Source organism: Sphingobium sp. IP1 (assembly GCF_002708645.1).
In the GTDB taxonomy this organism is placed as follows: domain Bacteria; phylum Pseudomonadota; class Alphaproteobacteria; order Sphingomonadales; family Sphingomonadaceae; genus Sphingobium; species Sphingobium yanoikuyae.
On record NZ_NOIW01000119.1, the window covers coordinates 1 to 14,828 of the forward strand.

Annotated in this window: 11 protein-coding genes and 2 pseudogenes; 6 read left to right on the forward strand and 7 right to left on the reverse strand. The window is 60.6% G+C overall.

Features of this window, described 5'->3' with window-relative positions; translation table 11 throughout:
* Positions 1–122 precede the first annotated feature (122 nt).
* Together CG471_RS25395 and CG471_RS31855 are read left to right on the forward strand one after the other, a co-directional pair.
* Positions 123–377, forward strand: a pseudogene (locus tag CG471_RS25395) (transposase); the annotation flags it as partial.
* Positions 378–519: 142 nt separating this feature from the next.
* A complete protein-coding gene (locus CG471_RS31855; protein ID WP_373562075.1) occupies positions 520–867 on the forward strand; it encodes a hypothetical protein in 348 nt (115 codons plus the stop codon).
* A 155-nt stretch (positions 868–1,022) separates the two neighbouring features.
* Here CG471_RS31855 and CG471_RS25405 read toward each other — a convergent pair whose 3' ends face one another.
* Both CG471_RS25405 and CG471_RS25410 read right to left on the reverse strand, forming a co-directional pair.
* Positions 1,023–3,389, reverse strand: coding sequence for a glycosyltransferase family A protein (locus tag CG471_RS25405; RefSeq protein WP_099234172.1), 2,367 nt, complete (start codon positions 3,387–3,389; stop codon positions 1,023–1,025).
* A 45-nt stretch (positions 3,390–3,434) separates the two neighbouring features.
* Positions 3,435–6,260, reverse strand: a complete 2,826-nt coding sequence (locus CG471_RS25410; RefSeq protein ID WP_099234173.1) for a hypothetical protein — start codon at positions 6,258–6,260, stop codon at positions 3,435–3,437.
* A gap of 600 nt (positions 6,261–6,860) precedes the next feature.
* Between CG471_RS25410 and CG471_RS25415 the strand changes: the two genes are divergently transcribed.
* Both CG471_RS25415 and CG471_RS25420 read left to right on the forward strand, forming a co-directional pair.
* Positions 6,861–7,949, forward strand: coding sequence for a glycosyltransferase family 4 protein (locus CG471_RS25415; protein ID WP_143560274.1), 1,089 nt, complete (start codon positions 6,861–6,863; stop codon positions 7,947–7,949).
* A gap of 36 nt (positions 7,950–7,985) precedes the next feature.
* Positions 7,986–8,924 (forward strand): NAD-dependent epimerase/dehydratase family protein, encoded by a 939-nt coding sequence (locus CG471_RS25420; RefSeq protein WP_099234175.1) that lies wholly within the window; start codon positions 7,986–7,988, stop codon positions 8,922–8,924.
* A gap of 12 nt (positions 8,925–8,936) precedes the next feature.
* Here the strand turns inward: CG471_RS25420 and CG471_RS25425 are convergent, their stop codons facing one another.
* The 4 genes from CG471_RS25425 to CG471_RS25440 form a co-directional block, all read right to left on the reverse strand.
* Positions 8,937–9,890, reverse strand: coding sequence for a phytanoyl-CoA dioxygenase family protein (locus tag CG471_RS25425; RefSeq protein ID WP_099234178.1), 954 nt, complete (start codon positions 9,888–9,890; stop codon positions 8,937–8,939).
* A 42-nt stretch (positions 9,891–9,932) separates the two neighbouring features.
* Entirely contained in the window at positions 9,933–10,694 is a 762-nt protein-coding gene (locus CG471_RS25430; RefSeq protein ID WP_099234176.1) for a DUF5672 family protein, read from the reverse strand.
* A 4-nt stretch (positions 10,695–10,698) separates the two neighbouring features.
* Complete coding sequence (locus CG471_RS25435; protein ID WP_373562076.1) at positions 10,699–12,273, reverse strand: glycosyltransferase family 2 protein; 1,575 nt, start codon at positions 12,271–12,273, stop codon at positions 10,699–10,701.
* A gap of 418 nt (positions 12,274–12,691) precedes the next feature.
* Complete coding sequence (locus CG471_RS25440; RefSeq protein ID WP_180275799.1) at positions 12,692–13,057, reverse strand: hypothetical protein; 366 nt, start codon at positions 13,055–13,057, stop codon at positions 12,692–12,694.
* 86 nt (positions 13,058–13,143) lie between these two features.
* Between CG471_RS25440 and CG471_RS31025 the strand changes: the two genes are divergently transcribed.
* Together CG471_RS31025 and CG471_RS31030 are read left to right on the forward strand one after the other, a co-directional pair.
* Positions 13,144–13,569 carry a transposase gene (locus CG471_RS31025; RefSeq protein ID WP_218964283.1) on the forward strand — a complete coding sequence of 142 codons (426 nt, stop codon included), beginning with the start codon at positions 13,144–13,146 and terminating at the stop codon, positions 13,567–13,569.
* Positions 13,566–13,931, forward strand: coding sequence for a transposase (locus tag CG471_RS31030; RefSeq protein ID WP_218964284.1), 366 nt, complete (start codon positions 13,566–13,568; stop codon positions 13,929–13,931). The genes CG471_RS31025 and CG471_RS31030 overlap by 4 nt, the downstream gene beginning before the upstream one ends.
* Before the next feature lie 343 nt (positions 13,932–14,274).
* On the opposite strand, the pseudogene CG471_RS25450 reads toward CG471_RS31030, so the two are convergent.
* Positions 14,275–14,697 (reverse strand): annotated as a pseudogene (locus tag CG471_RS25450) (transposase); the annotation flags it as partial.
* Positions 14,698–14,828: the final 131 nt, after the last annotated feature.

The following is a 14,828-nucleotide window of genomic DNA, read 5'->3' on the forward strand; positions in this document are numbered from 1 at the left end:
AGATGCCACCACGTGAGTGGACCATGGCGAAGGCGCAATTTGCCGTGATCTTCGGCGAACGTTTCATCAGAGCCATGGCGGCCTGATGATCAACCGCCCGGCCGCACACGGAAATCCTGACAGTCCCTCGAGAACAGGGTGTCTCGAAGTCCGGCAACCCACGATTGCGTACGACGATGGTTCAGGCGGCGTGGCTCTGGTTACGCTTCCAACCGGACTCAGCCCTGTCGCGCTGGTTTCAGGAACGCGTGGGTCGCAACGGCGGGCGCGGCAAGAAGGTCGCCATCATCGCACTGGCACGCAAGCTGCTCATGGCCTTCTGGAAATATGCAATGAGCGGTGTCGTGATCGAGGGTGCGGTCATGACAAAAGTATGATCAACGCCTCGACCTGACCGAATCCTCGGGCCCCTATCAGTCCCGATGGATCCAGGTGAACGGACCGAAGCCCCCCATGGCCTCATCAGCCGAAGGAAAAGAATGGTCCCGTTCTCCTGAGCTTCGCCCCGAAAGAGGGATTATGGTGCTGCCGTCTCGAACGGCGACCGCATGTGAGGTTGTACAGGCGGGGTCTCAAAGCGCCACCGCCTTCATGCCGGATAATGGCCTGGTCGAGCGCTTCAACGGCCGCATCGCCAACATGCTGCTGGGCATAAACGTCGCCGGCCACGCGGATCTCGAAATTTTTCTGGCCGGCTTCAACCGCGCCTACAATCGACGACGACAGCGCGTGCTCCAAAGCAGCTCAACACGGCAGAAGGTGAACAACGAATCGCGCGGGCACCCGCGCTCGCCAATCCTTTTTAAAGCCCACGGCGCCAGCCGATCTTATGACCAAAGTCGACGAGTTCCTATATTGTGCCGATGATTTGTCGCAACCAGACAGCCACGTGTTTAATCCCAGCAAGTTATGGAGTGGCTTGACGAAAAAGATGTCTGGCTCTGCAATTGCAGATCCTAGCGAACCAAACGGGAATTTACTCCCGCCGCTGCCAGCCATAATCTGCGGCTGCCTGAGCGCAATCAGGCGGATGGACCATAAAGGTCGCGAAGCAACTCTATCTGCCCCGTGTACCGCGCAGCCACGGCGACTCGGTCTAGCCCGATCTGTTCATCCCTCACTGCGTCTGAAATGCCATGGGCCAAGGCAAATTCGACATTGCGGTCGCGCAGATAATCGGCCGAGGCAAGCACCTGTTCCGCGGAGGATTCGAAGCGATAATTGAAATTCCGCAGCCAGAAATCGCCTTCGATCTTCGAGACCTTGCGCTGCTGGTCCTCATTAAGATTGTGCGAATGGCACACGATCGCATCATGCGCATATGCCTTCTCATAGCCCTGCTTCACGATTTCCCACGCCCAGACCTGATCTTCACCCCAGTCAATATTGGGATAGGGAATTTTTTCCCAAACGCTGCGGCGCATACAGCTGTTATTGTCGGAATAATAATGGATCCAGTTTTGCCACGGTACCGAACCGAACGGGATCGGGTTGCCATGGTCTCCATCCCAATCCGCCACATGCGGGAGGCGGTTAAAATGTTCGAAATGCCCGTCAATCCCCATCGACACGAAGGGCGTGGCTTCCGGATAGGCTTTGTGGGCGCCGAACACGCCCGCAACTTTGGTACCCTTGTCGAACGCCTTGACCAGATTAGCTAGCCAATGCTGATCGGCAGGAGTGGCGTCCTGCGTCAAAACCGCGACAAACTCTGCCGATGTCAGCGAAATGGCCAGATTGCGCGTCCTGCCATGCTGGAATTCCGAATTAGGAATCTGGTGCAAACGCACGCCTTGGTTTTCGAAAGAGCGCGTAATGTCGAGCGTTTCGTCAGTGGACCCGCTATCGACGACCATGACCTCGAAAGACCAAGGCGTCGATTGCGTCGTCAACGCTTTCAGAACGTCCCTGAACAGCGCGCCACCGTTCCAAGTCGGAATGATGACAGCAGCTTTATGCGCATACTCGGCGCGCATCATCGCGCTGGAAACGCTGACGGCTTCATTGTCGACGGAAAGGCCCTCCCGCAGCGCGAGTTCGAGCGCCTGCGCAGCGCTTTTGGTGTCCGCCCCACCCCGCCTCATCCCGACCCGCGGTGGCGTCGCGCTGATCGCCACAATGGCATCGGCAATGTCGAGCGACGAAGCACCCGTCAAATGGAGGGCGTCACTTGACCCGTGGGACTGGGATTGAGCGAGGCCGATTGTTTCCAGTCCGCAGGCCAGCATTTCGCTCTGCGTAGTTCCGTCTAGGCAGGTCGCCAGAGCAAGACCGATCCGGCATGCCCGGAAAAGGTCCCCGCGCGCCGGCGATTCCAGCGGACCGTGGCTGATAGAGGAATAGGATGGCTGAAAATCCGCACGCGCCTGCCCGAAGAGATGGGCGGTAAACGGAATGCCTCGCTGCCCCAACAGTTCCAGCGCATCCAGCGCTAAGTCTGCGGCGACATGCGATGTTCCCGCTTCGCCTAGGTCAACCGCGATCTGAAGTGTATCGCCCGACCGGGAAGGATTCTGCTCCGGATCGGCATAGAAATAATTGTCGTCCGCAAATTGGGGCCAATGCCGGGTCCAGCGTCCCGTTTCCGCCAGCATGGTCTCCAGTTCCTGTCCGGCGCACAGCGCCATCATGTTCAGCGCATCGGCCTGCCCCGCGAGGGCGGATGCGCTGCCATCTGCCTGACTTTCCTTCTCCAGCAATTGTGTAAGCCGAAACCGAGCCTTGAACAGAGGCATCGCCGCAGCCGGAAAACAGGACCAAAAATCCGTCGCGATGATTGCGTCACCGGATATGCCAACGACATCTTCCGGCAGAAAGCGCAGGATGGTGCGGGGGCCAATGGCGCCCTGCGCGATAAGCGCGTTGCGGAATGCGGTCTCGTCACCGACCACACAAGGCGGCTGGATCCAGATCCACGAATGATGTCCCTGAGCCTCCAACTGGCGGATCAGGCTGAAAATCCGGGCCTGCCGCGGGTTAAGCGGAAGCTCGCCGGAAACGATCCAGTGCAAGTGCATTGCCTGTGGATTGAAAGAACGGAATAGCGGCGCGGGCGAGACGGGACGCTGCCGGGCGATGCGCATATTGTAGCGCGCCCAGCGGGCTGCATCCTGAGGCATGGACGGCAGCCCCCCATCCGACTGTTGAGCCGGCGGCGCGGCAACGAGTACTGCCTCAGGCGCGCTCTGCGCGGGCGGCGCCGCAGCCAGCAAGGGCGCGACTAGGCCAGAATTGGGCCGCCGACCGAGCTGCCGGCCGATCCAGACATAATGTTCTGCCGGGTCCATCCCAATCTGCGCCACGTCGGGATAGGTCCGGACATACCATTCCGGGTCGAAATTCACGAGTAGGGCGGAAGAAGAGGAATTTTGATCGGCAACAATGTTCATAAATCAATCTGCCTGCTGTCTCGCTGAAGATGAACCCCGTCGTTGTCAGACCGGGTTTCTGCGGTTCTCGTCCATCCCGTGCAAAATGTAGTGCTTCAGCGGGTCCATGCCGCTTGCCGCGACATCGGGATATAGGCGCAGATACTTCTCCGCGTCGAACAGGCCCTTTCTGGTATAGCGCGCATGTTCGTGCCTACGCCGCCAGTTCGCCGGCATGAATATCCACCAGCGGGGAAAGTCGGATGTCACGGCATTGACGCGCCGCAGCCATTGGGACTGCGCCTTGGATGCATCGGTCTCCACCGAAGAATCGCGCAGCAATTTTGTCAGCGTCGCGATTTCGGCGAAACGCGCGCTCAATTGACGTTCGGCGACGCTGCGCGCTGCTTCGGCCGCGCCAACTTGCTCGTCGCGCTTCTGCAGCAACTCGGTCAGCTCATTCTCGCCCCTGTGACCGGGACGCCCCTTCGCGTCGGCCAGTTCAACGATGGCTTCCCGCGATTGCTGCGACAGCCTCGTAGCTTCGGACGCATGGTCGGCCAATTGCCGCTCCGCTCGGCCGCGCACCACCTCGGCCGCGCCGACCTGCTCGTCACGCTTTAGCAGCGATTCGGTCAGTTCGCCCTTCGCCTGCCGTCCTGCCTGCGCCAGCGCACGCGTTGCATCCAGTTCGGCGGTCACTTCCCGCAGCATTTGCGTCAATTTCGTGACTTCCGAAAAATGGCCTGACAACTCACGTTCCGCCGCCCTGCGCGCCACTTCGGCCAAGGCGACATCCTCATCCCGCTTTTGCAACAGCAGCGTCAACGTGTTTTCGGTCTGCTGCGCGCCCAGCGCCTCCGTGCGAGCGGTGTCGCGTTCAGCAGTCACGTCGCGCAACAATTTAGTCAACAACGCAACCTCTGAAAAACGCGCCTCTAACTGGCGCTCTGCGGCAGATCGCGCCGCCAATTCGACCTCTGCCTCGCGATCGCGTTTCCACTGCGCGTCCGACAGTTGTTCGGACACCAGATCCAACTGCGCCTGCGCGACGCATCTAGCCTGGGTTTCTTTCGTTAATTCGGCTCGTGCCGCCTCTTCGGCCCGCAAAGCTGCCTGCTGCTCTGCCTTCAGCCGCAACAGCGTTTCCCTCGTTGCGGCAAGCGTCGCTTCTTGGGCCGTTAGTTCCTGCCGAAGGGTTCCCATTTCGGCCAGCGCCATCCGCGAGGACTGGATTTCTTCCCAGAGTTGGGCCAGTTCCTCGCGACGCTGGATCAGTGCGCTTTCGGCAGTCGCCAAGCGGCTCGCGACATCCCCCAGTTCTTCGCGCGCCTGAGACAAGCTTTCCAAAGCGCGGACAAGCTCCTCTTCCGTCCGGGCATGGACAGCGCGTTCGCCCTCCTGCCGCTCAGAGGCCTCCGCCAGTCTGTGCTCAAGCTCCCCGATTCGGGCGGCAGACTGACCTTGCTGCGCTTTGAGTTGCTGCTCGGCCTGCTCCCACGTCTCCCTATCACGCTCGCGGAAGTGGTTGGCCTCTCCCAGCAGCCACTCCAATTCCTCGACCCGGGTGATGGATTGCAGCTGTTGCGTTTCCAGCTCTTTGGCGGTCGCCTTCAGCGCCTTTAGTTGCTGTTCGGCCTGCTCCCGCGCTCCACGCTCTGCGGCTTGCTCCTGCTGCATGGCTTCCACCGCCTGCTCGAACGCAGCGATTTGCTGTTCGGCCTGAGCGCGGGCGTCACGCTCGCCGGCCTCGGCTATTTGCGCAGTTTCGGCCGCGTGCTGGAATTCGGCGATCTGCGCCCTGAGCTGCGACTCGATCGCTTGAAGCTGCTCGACGGTCGCAGCCAGCCCCTGGGCCTGAGCGACCTCTGCGTGCAATGCACTGATTTCCGATTCCAACTGCTGAACCAACTGCGCCCGCTCCTGCAGTTGAACACCCAGCATCTCTTCCCGGCTCTGAGCCTCCTGCAGGCGCGCCATACTGTCGTGCGTCACGCGGCTGGCTTCCGCGCTGGCCATGCGAGCATGATCCAACTGCTCTTCCAGCTCCAGCTTTAGCCGCTGCCCCGAACCGGCAAGCCCGGAGTGGCTTCCCGGCAGGATCAGGCGTGAAAATGCAGGCGCAGACTCGTCGAATGCGCTGCGGATGGCGTCTAATTCAGCAAAATCGGAGGCATCTTCGCCGTCCAAGCTCCATTTGTGCAATATTACATAGGTCTGCCGCAACCAAGTGGAAAGGTTTGGATTGTCCGTTACGAAATCTGTCCGCACCTCATGGTGACGGCCGCGCGTGTCGATGAACTGGTCGATCTCATTATGCACCAGCGGCGAGTTGCGGGGGAAACAAAGACCTGTTCCGGACCGTATCTGTTCGACGACTGCCGACCAGTTGCCGAGCAGTTGGTCGAAACGGCAGACCACGCGCTTGCGACCGCGGGAATAATGTTCCACGTCAAGCATGTACCGCAGCCACAGCAGATGACCATAGGCGGGCGTCATGAGATCTCGCCGCTCCAGCGAGCTTGAAACCTCAACGGGGTTGCGCAGCGCGATGACCATTGCGGGACTGACCTCGGCTGCGTCGCAAGCCTCTAGCCATATGTCAGCGAGCTTGCTGACCCGCGGGTCCTTCATGACAAAGAGTGGACCGATCCGGCCATGCTGGCGCACTATCTCAGTAGCCTTGTCGACCGCTTCACCACGCAGCGGAGACGCCCGCCAGTCCGGATTGAGCGCCGCCCAGTCATCCCAACTTGATCCCGCTGCCGCCAGTATCTCGTCATTCAATGCGACGACCACCGACGATTCCCAATGCCCCTGGTCATTGCCCAAATTAGGTCCGATCAGGTCTTCCGGCAGGGCGCAACCCAACAGGTTCAATACCCGCGTCATGGCACTGGTGCCACTGCGATGCATTCCTGCAACTATAACACCATGGCGCATCAGAAAGACCTTCGATCGCGTTGCAGAATTTTGGGGGAGCGGGACGTCAGATTCATGCGGCAGCATTATCCGAGCCTTCAACGATATGTCCAGTCTCCTGGATGTTGTCGTTGCAAATCCGGCTTTCGCTAGACAAGCGGGAGGATCATGGTGACCGGCCCTACCTTCTCATTCTGGCTGCCTGTTTCGGGTTACGCGCTCCGGTCGATCATTCCCGCGGCGGCTTCGGCAACGACCGACGCCGCGCATCCCACATCAGTAGCAACTGTTTTTTTCCGGGACTATTGTGCGCCAAGATAATTTTTTTGCAGTGCGGTATGATGTCAAATTCGTTATCCAAGCCTTGTTAGAGGGGGGGCGGGCATGCATAGCCGCAAGGTCCTTGGTCGGATTGGGTGACGGTAAATTCAGCGTTTCTGGATAGTAGATTTTATCTCAATCGTCCCTTAGTACCAGCCAACCCTCAAATCCTGTGAACCAGGTCCCGGTTCAAATTTCAACGAGGTTTCCAAAGTGGCAAATGGCGTCGTAGAATTCTGGAACTTTGTCTTGCGCGAACCCTTCGGCCCCAGTGTCGCGGGACTTTGGGGGAGCGAAAAGATAACGCTGAATTGGTTTGTACCGCCGCTTTCACAACATTCCGGCGGCCATATCAATTTGTTTCGGTTCATCCTCGGTCTTGAAGCGCGCGGATTCGAAATACGTGTGGTGATCGCCAATGACGCCATGATTCATCCCTGCGTCAAATCGCGCGAAGAACTACTTCAGAATATCAATGACTGGTATGGCCCGTTCAACGGTTCTGTCTATCATGACAATGATGAGTTGCCGAAGTGCCACTTCGCCTTCGCGACAGGCTGGCAATCAGCCTATGCCGTGCGAGCGTTCCGGGGCGCTTTGTTCCGCTATTATTTCGTCCAGGATTTCGAACCTTCTTTCTACCCTGTCAGCTCCGAATATGTGTTTGCAGAAGACACCTATCGATTCGGCTTCACCGGAATCACCGCGGGCGGATGGCTGGCCGACAAGTTGCGGGCCGATTACGGAATGCGCACGCACGCAGTCGGCTTTTCTTATGATCGCAACCTGTACACACCCCGGCCCCGCCGCTCCGACGTGCGACATCTCTTCTGTTATGTCCGCCCCGACACGCCCCGCCGCGCATGGGATTTGACGGCGCTCACGCTGAATGAATTCCACAAGCAGCGCCCCGACGTGGCCCTTATTCTAGCGGGCGGCGGCATCGACACCGGGCTGCTGCCTTTCCCTGCCTTCGCCCCAGGCGCCATTTCCCAAACGGAACTGCCCGATCTCTACTCCCAGTGCGACGTTGCACTCGTACCGTCACTGACCAATCTCTCTCTTCTACCTCTGGAGTTGATGGCCTGCGGCGTCCCGGTCGTGTCGAACAACGGCCCCAATGTCGAATGGCTGCTCAATTCATCCAACGCCAGCGTCATCCCTACCAATGCACATGCCCTGGCGGATGAACTCGTCCGGATCATGAACCTGCCCGCTGCGGAACATGAAATCCTATGCGCCAAGGCCAAGGCGTTCGCCGCCAGCACCGACTGGAACAATGAATTCGACAAGATGGCCAATATATTGAATATCGCTATAGGTAGGGGGCAGGGATAAATCTGCCCGGCCACCTTTTTCAGGATTAAACGCTAGATGGGACATGTCTTGGTAGTGGGTGCGGCAGGATTTATCGGCCGGCATACGGTCGAAGCGCTCCTTGCGTCCGGACGATCGGTGGTCGCCATGGACATCAAATCCTTACCGCCCGGCACCTTCCCCCATGAGGACCGCCTGTCCTGGGCTACGGGTCCGGCCGACGACCGCGCTGCCCTCGCCGTAGCGCTCAACGGATGCTCCCATGTGGTGTATCTAATTTCGGGTAGCCTGCCTGCGACGGCCAACGCCCATATCGCGCATGAAGTGCAGCATCATGTCGCAGAAGCGCTTGGCGTTGCGGAATTTTGCGATGACCAGGGCGTCCAGTCCTTCATCTTCGCGTCATCGGGCGGAACCGTGTACGGAATTGACAGCGAAGACCCCATCGTTGAAACCGCGCCCACTAAACCACGCAACGCTTATGGCGTCTCCAAACTGGCCATCGAACATTATCTGCGCCTGATCGGCGCGATGCGGTCCATGCGAACTTTGTCACTGCGCATTTCCAATCCCTATGGCGTCGGCCAGGTGGCGAGGAGAGCCCAAGGCTTTATCGCGGCGGCCATGCATGCTGCATGCTCGGACCAGACCCTGTCCATATGGGGCGACGGGTCCGTCATCCGCGACTATGTCTATGTCAGCGATGTCGCCGACGCCATCGCCGCCGCTTTGGATTATCAGGGACCAGCCGATGTCATCAATATCGGCAGTGGATGCGGATATGACCAGAAGGACATTATCGGCGGGATAGAGGCGGTCAGCGGCCGCAAGATCGATGTCGAATTTTCGCCCTCTCGCGTCATCGACGTGCGATCTAATGTTCTTTCGGTCGCGCGGGCCGCTCAGGAACTCGATTGGCGGGCCGGCGTCGGCCTGTCCGAAGGCTTATCCAGAACTTGGGCCTGGTGGCAGTCGGGTGCCGCCGCGACGGCATAGCCGGCCCCCCGGTCAGCGCAGCATCCGTTTCAGCCGCCGCTTCCACGATAGCCGGCGGGGCATCCCCTGCGCCGGCGTCTCGGGCCTCGTCACCTCCTGCCCGCAATAAAGGTTCGGCCGCCTTTCCCGGTCGCTGATCGACACCAGATGGCGCAGGTGCAGTTGCCCGATCGCCTCGTCGGAAAAGGCCGGCGTGTAATAAATGCAGTCGTCAAAATAATAATGCGTCACCTGCGACCAGCGGGTCAATGTCGGATCGTTCTGGCGGCTGCCCCCATGCAGGAGGTTGGCGCACCAGATAAGCGCCTGCCCCTTGCACGGCAGGAAGACCTCCGGCTGCGCGCCATGCACGTCACACAGTGCGCGCCAGGCCAAGCCATAGGGGGCCTGCGCCGATCCCAGATCGCCGCTGCTACCACGTCGCCCGATCAGCGCATTGGTCATTGCGGGCCAGCGATGTGATCCGGGATAGTAGAAAAGCGGTCCCGCATCGGGACCTATATCCTCCATCGCTAGCCACACGCCGCACATAAAACCTACTGGGAGGCTGGAGAAATGAACGAAATCGGTGTGGGCGTCCTGCTGGGTGCCGACCGGGAAATTGAGCGTCTGGAACGGGAACGCGGCACGGCCATAAAGCTTCGCCAGCAGGTCTAACACCGCCTGATTGGCGGCGATGGCGCGAACATCTTCGTCAAACTGCCAAGCGTCCTGCATTCGCCGTTCGCCGGTTGTCTTGTCGCTGCCGGGCGTTGCAAAGTCGATGTCGTAGCGCGGCCCAAGATTCGCCTGTATCCGCGCTATCCGCCCGTCAAGTTCGCTGTCCGGAAAATCGAATACAGCATAGCCCTTTTGATGCAGGTCATCGGCGATCCGCTCTTCTTCCGGGCTCAGCCCCCATTGCGCCTTGAGCGCTGGGAAGAGCGGGGATTCGATCAGCGGTAGGCCGGGGAAGATGTTGGTCAAGCGCTTCAATCCCTTTCAGCGGAAGGATAATATTAGGTAGCATTACTTCCAGTCCCCATGGTCGATCTGGTCGACAAGCAGGCGTAGGGCGCGCTTCCATCCCCCCTGCCCTTGCCCTATCTGCTTCATAATAGAAGCGAAGTCGTGCCGGATCGTGCCGCGATCGTCTAGTTCGCGATAGATTGCCCAGAAACGCTCGACGCCGATCGCGCGCGGCATAAGCCATGCGCCATGATAGCCGAAGCTGGCCGAAACGTCGCCCGCCCGCTCGGTCGAGAAAGCGTCGGCGATCGCGCGCGGGGCAAAGCGCATCCCCAAATCTTCTAGAAAGGCCCGGTTGATCCGTCCGACCGCCACATCCTCCACCGGGTGGGGCTGAAACACCGGATCGCGGCATGCCGCCATCAGCCGCCGGCTGCGCAGCGAAAAGCCTCCATTGCCGACGTCATGTCCGTCGTCGAACTGGGGCCAACTTGCCCCGATATAGTCATAGTCCAGAAAGTCGGGGCGCCAGCGCCCAGCGTCCAGCACATGTCCATCCCATTGCGCGACTAGGCAATGGAACGTGTCGATATGGTCGACCAATTGCGTCAGTACGAAATTGGAATAGGCCCGCACGGAGGAAATGGGGGCGATCGGCACGACGGCGATGTCCGGATGGGCGGGCCGGACCGGGCGATCGGTGAACAGCTTGCAGGCGCCGAAATCGACCTGCGACAGGCTGGCTTCCAGCGCCCGGACGGTCGCGGCCAGATTGACCGAACTGACCGCGCAAAGCGTCACCTGCGGCAGGGTGAGCGCCATGGGGTCAGACCACCACCGCGAAGCGCTCGCTCGCGCGGCTGAGCTGGGGGTGGTGATAGGGATCATAGACATCGTCGGTCTTCCAGATCCGCTTAAGCGCCGCCAGTTCGCCGGCAAAGCGTGCTGCGCCCACAGGGTCCTGGTCCAGTCCGCGCGACACCGATTCATGATGGATTAGCGTGGCGCGCGGTTCATAGAGCGACTGCCATCCCCGCTGTCCCAGCCGCAAGCACAGGTCGACGTCATTGAAGGCCACGGCGAAGTTGCGCTCGTCCAGCCCCCCGACCGCTAGGAACCTGTCGCGCGCTACCACCAGGCAGGCGGCGGTAACCGCCATGGTGAATTGCGGCAGGCTGTGGCGATCGAAATAGCCTTGCTCACCGGGTCGCAGGAAGCGGTGGGCATGGCCCGCCGCATTGCCGACGCCGATGACCACGCCGGCATGCTGGATGCGCCCGTCGGGATAGAGCAGCCGCGCCCCCACGGCGCCCACATCGTCACGCAGCGCCTGCGTCGCCAGCGTTGCCAGCCATCGCCGCTCGGTTGTCTCGATATCATTGTTGAGCAGGCACAGCAGCCGCCCCCGCGCCACATCCACCGCGCGGTTATTGATCGCAGAATAGTTGAACGGGCCGCTGTGGCGGAGCACCCGGTGCCGCGCCGGATCCAGCGCGTCGAGATACGCCAGCGTCTCGGGGTCGTCGCTGTCGTTGTCGACCACGATCACCTCGACATCGGGATAGTCCGCCGCCGCCACCCCCTCTAAGCAGGTGCGCAACAGGGCAACGCGGTTGCGGGTTGGCACGAGCACAGACAGAGGCGGCAGATCGCGAGCCAGCGCGATCGGGGCGACCGGCAGGCGCGCCATGGGACGCGTGCGGCGATGGTGCAGCATATGGCGCAGGTGCAGCACCTCGCCCTCACTTGCCAACAGAGCGGTTAGCCCCGCCGCCCAGTCCGGGTCATCGGCCACAGCTGCCAGATCGTCGGGCATAGCACGCAGCACGCAGGCGCCGGACAAATAGTCATGATGCGCGAACAGCTCGCTGTTCCAGTCCGGTTTGAAATGGGGCGTCCGTCGACGCCGGCTGATCAGCAGGTCGTCATCCGCATATATCAGCCGCAACGCCGGATCAGCCATCGCCGCGCGATAGGCCGCAGTCGCGCCGGGTGCGATCCGGTCGCCGGCGGCCAGCGGCATCAGCCAAGGCGCGGCGGCCCAGTCGATCACGGCGCGAATGGCCGTCAGGTCGGGTGTCTCGGGCGATCCGACCAGCAATGCCGGCACACCTTCTGCCGACAGGCTCGCCAGCGTAACGGCGACTTCATCCGGACGGGGATCGGTCCTGATGTCGACCAGCGCGATGATCGGCCGGGATAGGTCGACCGGACTGGCCACCCTGTCCGCCTGCTCCTGCCGCAAGGCCCAGAGCATATAGGCCCGGGGCGAACGGCTGAGCAGGGGAGCGAACTGGCCCCGGGCCCGAACACGCTTGCGCTTGATCCACCATTTGGTCGCCGTCAGATAGGCGCCTGGGTCGGCGCGAAACGCGTCGAAATGGACGGACGCCGTTAGCAATACGTCCGCGAATCGCTGAAATTTATGATTTATCGGCTTTGATCGCATGGGCTTTTTCCGCGAATAGCCGCTTTGGCGTGGATGGCAAAGCAAATCCGCGTCGATCGGGACAGCCGGTTCTCGGTAAAGGCTATCGCGCGTTGCGATAGATGGCGAACCGGCGCAGCGCTTCGATCATGAAGCGCTAGGAATTGGCGGCGTCGCTCTGATACCCGTGCCACCGGGAGGCAAGTAGGTACGTTGCACGCCGGTTATCTCGCCCCGTTCATTTTCAAGTGCGGCGATAAGACAAGGCATCTTAGCTGTCTGGATGACGTGGGATAGTTCTGCAACCGCTCGCTGATCGTATAGCGTTCAGGCAATTGCGCCTAAAGCGCGGACAGTGTGACGCCGCGCCGCTTCGCATCGACCAGCATCACTAGGATTTTGGCAACACCGCGTCCCGCGTCGGCAACGCGCTGAGTCTCCATCCGTCCAGCACCACCGGCGTCGCCAGCAGGAAGCCGCCGTTGGCTTCATAGACGCACACGCTCACCTGCCGCGCGCCGGCCAGCGCATCTATCGCCTCGATGACGAAGGGTGAGCTGATCCGCGTCAGCCCGACAGCGTGGAGCAGGCCCGACAGTTCGACAGCGCTTTTGCGGCTGACAGGCGTCGCGATCGCCGCGATTTTCAGCGCCCCTGCACATGATATGCCCAGCACGTCGCCATGCATCCAAACGCTCCTTTCGTCGACCAGCAGCGGGCGGTCACTGTGCCCGTCGGTGGACAGGATCGCGTCCATCCTCAGGTCCACCGCCCATTGCCGCGCTAGCGTCTGTTCCTCGCGCCGGACCGCCTCCGTATCGACCTGGGTGAAGCGTTCGGGTCGTGTGTATCGATGCCCGCCAGGCGCACCAGAACCTGAAGGCAATGAAGGCGAACAAGACCGATCCGCATGATGCCGCCGGGCTCGCCCAACTGGCACGCACCGGCTTCTACAAGGAGGTACAAGTCAAATCCTCAGCAGCGCACGGTGTGCGCAGCGTCATCACCGCGCGGAGCCATTTGGTGGAAGCCCGCGTCCGGCTCGACCACATCATCCGCGGTCTTTGCGCCACGTTTGGCTATCGCCCAGGCGCCGGGCAAGGAAAGGCATTCCTCGAAAGGATCATGCAGGCCGCCCACATTCCTGGTCTGGGTGAAGCCATCGCCTTCTTGTTGTCGGTGCGTGCCGAGTTGATGGAGCAGATCAAGGAAATGGATCGGCGGTTGCGCGTAATCGCAGTCAGTCGCAAGCCTGTGAAATCCTCATGACCATTCCAGGCGTCGGCGTGCAGACATCGGCTGCCTTTGCAGCTGCAGTCGACGAGGCGGGCCGCTTCCGACAATCGCGCAACGCCGGTGCCTACTTCGGCCTGGTGCCCAGACGCCATCAATCAGGCGAACTCGACTGGACCGGCAGGATCACCAAACAAGGCGACGGGGCCGTGCGCAAGTTGTTGTATGAAGCTGCCAACTCGATCCTGACCCGAAGCCGGGAAAACTTCGCGCTCAAGACGTGGGCCATGAAGATCGCTAAGAGGCGCGGCCTGAAGAAGGCCCGTGTCGCCCTAGCTCGGCGCCTCGCGGTCATCATGCACGCCATGTTACGTGATGGCACTTTGTTCCAGGCGTGAGATGCAGTAAAAGCGGTATGCCAGCGGTGAAGCGTCAAAGCTGATCCGAGGGTGGTGTCTCGAGAGGGAACGCAGGGACGAACGATCTGCGAAGGTAGTCAGATGGGCTGCAAAGCTCGCATCGAGTCAATGCAACGTTCGCCTCTGTGAGACCCGATACAGCACGATCAGGCCTCGCCTCAGCCAGTGTGGACAGATCCATGAAACCCTCAAGGGATCGGCACCACCTAGCTCTGCAATTACAGATCTACGGCCTAGCCCGCCAATGACCGGGTTATGACGTGCTGCTCCAATGCTTCGCTCACGATCATCGCTTCTAAAGTGCCGCTAGAGCATCGAGCGTTTAATCGGAACCATAGCCAGCGGCATTAAGGAAGTTGGAGCATTCCTCTGGCGTGTAGAGTTCGCAGATATTGCCGACGGCGCGCCAGAGATCGTCGATTGTTCGGGCACCGATGCGCCGGAGATGTGCTTTGAGCTTGGCGAAAGCCATTTCAATAGGGTTCAAATCCGGGCTGTAAGGTGGAAGGAAGAGGAACCAGGCTCCTCGCTTCTTGAGGATTTCTGCGGCCTTGTCGCTTTTGGGGCCGGGGAGGTTATCGAGAATGACGACGTCGCCCGGATTGAGTACCGGCGCGAGTTGCGTCTCGACATAGGTTTCAAAAACCTGCTTGGTCATAGGCTGGTCTATGATCCAGGGCGCCGTTAGGCCGTCGCAATGTAGGGCCGCAAAAAAAGTCTGGGTCTTCCAATGTTCAAACGGCGCGCGTGGGGACTGTCAGGATTTCCGTGTGCGGCCGGGCGGTTGATCATCAGGCCGCCATGGCTCTGATGAAACGTTCGCCGAAGATCACGGCAAATTGCGCCTTCGCCATGGTCCACTCACGTGGTGGCATC